Annotated in this window: 1 protein-coding gene; it reads left to right on the top strand. The window is 62.8% G+C overall.

Features of this window, described 5'->3' with window-relative positions:
- The coding region (locus F6X37_RS36090) for an IS3 family transposase (RefSeq protein WP_187614701.1) at window positions 1-336 on the top strand (336 nt) is incomplete at both ends.

Consider the following 336-nt stretch of genomic DNA (forward strand, 5'->3'; position numbering starts at 1 on the left):
TGGCGCCGAATCTGCTGGAGCGCAATTTCACCGCCACTGCACCGAACCAGGTCTGGACGAGCGATATCACCTATCTGGCGACAGCCGAGGGGTGGGTGTACCTCGCGGTCATCATCGACCTGTTCAGCCGGCAGGTGGTGGGCTGGTCGATGCAGCCGCACATGAAGGCTGAGCTGGTCACAGACGCACTGCGTATGGCGTGGTTCCGACGCCACCCGGAAGCCGGCGTAATCGTGCACAGCGACCGGGGTAGCCAGTATTGCAGCGGCCTGTTCCAGGACACGTTGAAGGCCTATGGCATGAGTTCGTCGATGAGCCGACGCGGCGATTGCTGGG

The sequence above is a fragment of the Paraburkholderia sp. 31.1 genome, from assembly GCF_014397645.1.
In the GTDB taxonomy this organism is placed as follows: Bacteria; Pseudomonadota; Gammaproteobacteria; order Burkholderiales; family Burkholderiaceae; genus Paraburkholderia; species Paraburkholderia tuberum.